The organism is Aeromicrobium sp., assembly GCF_050700635.1.
GTDB lineage: Bacteria > Actinomycetota > Actinomycetes > Propionibacteriales > Nocardioidaceae > Aeromicrobium.
Genome location: NZ_JBOHDT010000060.1, coordinates 1 through 4,317, shown reverse-complemented (window position 1 = coordinate 4,317; position 4,317 = coordinate 1). Strand labels below are relative to the sequence as shown.

Annotated in this window: 4 protein-coding genes; 2 read left to right on the top strand and 2 right to left on the bottom strand. The window is 68.1% G+C overall.

From position 1 onward, the window contains the following. The first annotated feature begins 200 nt into the window (after positions 1 to 200). Positions 201 to 1,193, top strand: coding sequence for a DNA topoisomerase IB (locus ACRDPN_RS04455; RefSeq protein WP_431446145.1), 993 nt, complete (start codon positions 201 to 203; stop codon positions 1,191 to 1,193). Between the two features lie 32 nt (positions 1,194 to 1,225). Here the strand turns inward: ACRDPN_RS04455 and ACRDPN_RS04450 are convergent, their stop codons facing one another. Both ACRDPN_RS04450 and ACRDPN_RS04445 read right to left on the bottom strand, forming a co-directional pair. Further along, positions 1,226 to 2,425, bottom strand: coding sequence for a S8 family serine peptidase (locus ACRDPN_RS04450; RefSeq protein ID WP_431446144.1), 1,200 nt, complete (start codon positions 2,423 to 2,425; stop codon positions 1,226 to 1,228). Between the two features lie 72 nt (positions 2,426 to 2,497). Beyond that, a complete protein-coding gene (locus ACRDPN_RS04445) occupies positions 2,498 to 2,989 on the bottom strand; it encodes a PGPGW domain-containing protein (RefSeq protein ID WP_431446143.1) in 492 nt (163 codons plus the stop codon). Between the two features lie 68 nt (positions 2,990 to 3,057). On the opposite strand from ACRDPN_RS04445, the gene ACRDPN_RS04440 reads away from it, so the two are divergent. Then, positions 3,058 to 4,317: class I SAM-dependent methyltransferase (locus tag ACRDPN_RS04440; RefSeq protein WP_431446142.1), on the top strand; the 1,260-nt coding region annotated here is incomplete at its 3' end.

The window sequence follows — 4,317 nt, the reverse complement described above, 5'->3', positions numbered from 1 at the left end:
CCTTCTCGAAGCAGTTGTCACTCGACTGGCCCGCACCGCAGGCACCGGTCGCGAGGCTGAGCAGCACCACCGCACTGATCACTGTGAGTCGCATGGTCCATACACCCTTCCTTCGATGGGCCGACCTTGGCCTGACCACAGCGTGCACCCATTGCGCTGAAGCAGGCCTGAACCGGAGACTGCCGATCTACGCTTCGCTCATGGTGCGGCTGCGGCGGGTTTCAGCGAGCATGCCCGGCTGGTCGCGAGTACGGCACGGTCGCGGATTCCGGTACCTCGACGTGGGCGGCGAAGCCCTCGACACCGTTGACCTCGACCGCTGCAAGAAGCTGGTGATCCCGCCGGCGTGGACCGAGGTGTGGATCTGCCCGATCGACAACGGCCACCTCCAGTCGGTGGGCACCGACGACGCGGGACGACGCCAGTACCTCTACCACCCGGCCTGGCGAACTCGCCGCGACGCCGAGAAGTTCGAGCACATTGAGCGGTTCGCGCGCTCGCTGATCCGGCACCGACTGGCCGCCCGCCGCGACCTCGCGGGCGAGCCCGACGTCACGACCGTCTCGGCCGCCGCGTTCTCGCTGCTCGATCTCGGCATGTTCCGCATCGGCTCCGAGCGGTACACCGACGAGCACGGCAGCTACGGCCTGACGACCATCGAGAAGGACCACGTCGAGCGCGACGGCCGGGGCATCTCATTCCGGTACACCGCGAAGTCTGGGCAGGAGGTGGACGTCACCGTGCGTGACGACCGGGTGGGGGCGTTGCTCGACACCCTGTTGCGGCGCCGCGGCGGTGGCGACCGCCTGCTCGCGTACAAGGACGGCCGGCGATGGCGTGACCTCGATGCCGACGACGTCAACGAGTACGTCAAGCAGCGGCTCGGCGAGGACTTCACCGCCAAGGACTTCAGGACGTGGCGGGGCACCGTCATCGCCGCTCATGCGCTCTCGCTCTCGGACGCGTCGAGCAAGACGGCGCGCAAGCGATCTGTCGCGGACGCGATGCGTGAGGTCGGCGACCATCTCGGCAACACCGCGACCGTGGCTCGCGGTTCGTACGTCGATCCCCGCGTGGTCGACCTCTTCGACGACGGCATCACGGTCGCCGGCGGGCACCGAGCCATCGCCCCCGGCGCACCGGTGAATCGCACCCTGGAGCGCCAGGTGCTGCGACTGCTCAAAAGGGCGTGAGGGCACCTCGACCGCACATGGAAGGGCCCGCCTCAGGGGTTGATGAGCTTCAACGGGTTGATGAACCCGGACCCGGTGTTCCTGTCCTTGCCGGAAGCCTCGAGGTCCTGAGCCGTGGACTCGAGACGACGCGCAACGGTCGCCTGGCCCCAGCCACGTTCGGCGATGGCCAGGGCCCCGGCGGCGGAAACATAACCGGAGGCGAAGGACGTGCCTGAAATCTTGCAGTAGTTGGCACTGCTCGAGCACCCGAGGCCGACGGAGTTGTTGATCATCGTCGAGATGATGCCGTCGCCCGGGGCCACGACGTCGATCCACGAACCACAGCTCGAGTACGACGACCGACTGATCGATTTCGACACGGCGCCGACACCTACGACGCCCGAGTATGCGGCCGGATACTCGGTCGGCGCGCCGAGCAGCCCGCAGCCTCGGTTCCCACCGGCCGCGACCACGAGCCGGTTCTTGCTGATCGCGTAGGAGACGGCCGACTGCATCGCGGTGCTCGAGCTGCTGCTCCCCAGCGACAGGTTGATGACCTTGGCACCCTGGTCGGCGGCGTAGATGATGCCCTTCGCGACGTCGGCGCTCGAGCCGCTGCCGTTCCGGTCGAGGACACGGACCGGGAGGATCTTGGCCCTCGGTGCCAGGCCGGCGATGCCCCGGTTGTTGTTGGCCAGAGCCGCGATGATGCCCGCGACGTGCGTGCCGTGCCCGTTCAGGTCGTTGGCGGGCGTGCCCGGGGTGACGAAGTCCCGGCCGGACAGCACGTTGCCGGAGAGGTCGGAGTGCGACGACTTCACACCGGTGTCAACGACGGCCACCTTGATGCCGCCGCCCTTCGTGGACTGGTTGACCGTCTCGCCCTTGAGCGCGTCGAGCGCCCACTGCTGCGAGCGGTGTGTGTCGTTGTAGGCATCGATGGACACCCGGTGGTCCATCTCGGCGCCGATCGTCGAGGAGCGATCAAGCGCTCGGGCCACGAGGTCGACGGCCTGCGTCCGTGTGTCGGCCAGAACGGTGGAGATGACCGGCGCGCCATCGGCGCCTCGAGAAGTCACCACGACCTCAAGCGGCTCACCCTTCGGCGCCTTCGCGACGATGTCGGCGGCCTTGTCGTCCTTGTCGTCACGGTCCGACGCCGACGAGGATGCCGGAGCGGACAGCAGCAAGACAGTCAGGATCGGAAGCACCAGAAGGTGGCACCAAGTGCGGATCTTGGTGAGAGTCACGACTTCTCCTCATGGGGGTTGCTGACCTCAAACGAGCGATTCCACCCGAAAGTGACGCTCAACCAGGCACCATTATGACGTCCCGGGCCCGGCGCCACTGCCGAATGTCGGTTCGTTCTCGGGCCGCCACCGGTGGACGCTGTAGGCGAGAAGGGACCACGCCGCCACCGCCGACGCCATCAGGCCGACCCCCGTGCCCCATCCGTGAGCGGGCAGCTCCGGCCCGAACCCGAACCCCAGGACCTCGAACCGCGGGATGTTCGGCGAGATCCACCAGACGACGCCGAGCGCGAACAACCACAGTCCACCGAGAGCGCTGACGACGATCCGCGGCAAGGTGGCAACGCCGTACTTGGCGGCCGCGATGGCTCGGACGCGTAGCGGATCAAGGATCCGCCTGGCCCACGCGTAGTGCGGCGCGAGGAGGGCGATTCCGGCCACCAGGACGATCGTGCCGGGCCCCGGGAGCGGCATCATCGGGATGCCGATGACGACCAGCGTCCAGCCGAGAAACTCGCTGCCCGTGCGTCGGTACCACCGGCGGAGACGCGCCCCCTGGCTCATGTCAACAGCATGCCATTTGACTGCAGATTCAGTTGGCGAAAGCTCGCCTCTCACAGTTCAATGGACCGGTGAACATCGCCGCCCGACTTCTCGCCCTGGCCGAGGACACACTCAACGTCCAGCTCCCCATCCGTCTCCGGGCCTGGGACGGCAGCGAAGCCGGTGTCGAAGGCGCTCCCGTGCTCGTCATCCACGACAAGCGAGCCCTCCGGCACATCATGTGGTCCCCCGGCGAGCTCGGCGTCGCCCGGGCCTACGTGCAGGGCTACCTCGACGTCGAGGGCGACCTCGCGGAGGGCTTGAGTGGGATGTGGTCCGCGGTGCGCACCGCCCGGGCCGCCGACCCCGACGCCGCCAAGCCGCGCATCCGCCCCGGAATCGTGCTGCGCGCCGCTCGGCTCGCTCTTCGCACCCGTGCCATCGGGCGCCGGCCCGCGATCCCGGCCGCGGAATCGCAGCTCACCGGCGACCTCCACTCACGTGAGCGCGACCGCGCCGCCATCTCGCACCACTACGACCTGTCCAACGACTTCTACGAGCTCATCCTCGACGACACGATGGCGTACTCCAGCGGCTTTCACATCACGCCGGAGATGACGCTGGCCGAGGCCCAGCGGGCCAAGCTCGATCTCATCTGCCGCAAGCTCGGGCTCGAGCAGGGCATGCGGATGCTCGACATCGGTTCCGGCTGGGGCTCGCTGACGTTGCACGCCGCCGAGCACTACGGCGTCCACGTCACCGGGGTGACTTTGTCGAGCGAGCAGCGCGACTTCGTCATGAAGCGTGCCGCCGAGCGCGGCCTGCAGGGCCGGGTCGACGTCAGCCTGCGCCATTTCCGCGACCTCGAGGGCGCCGGCGTCACCGACGGAGGAATCGACGCGATCGCCTCGGTCGAGATGGGCGAGCACGTCGGCGACGCCGAGTACGTCGTCTTCACCGAGTCCATCCACCGCTACCTGCGCCCCGGCGGCAGGGTGCTCATCCAGCAGATGTCCCGCAGCAACGACCACCCGGGAGACAGCCCCGGTGGTGGTCCGTTCATCGAGACGTACATCGCTCCCGACATGCACATGAAGCCGCTCGCGAAGACGATCGGGCTCATCAGCGATGCCGGTCTGGAGATCCGCGACGTGCAGGCGATGCGCGAGCACTACCCGCAGACGGTCGCCGCCTGGTCGCGCAACCTGGAGGACAACTGGTCGAGGGCCGTCGCGCTGGTCGGTGCGGAGACGGCCCGGGTCTGGCGACTGTACTTCGCCGGCGGGTCGCTGGCGTTCGAGGAGAACCGCATGGGCGTCGACCAGATCCTGGCCGTCAAGCCGTCGAGC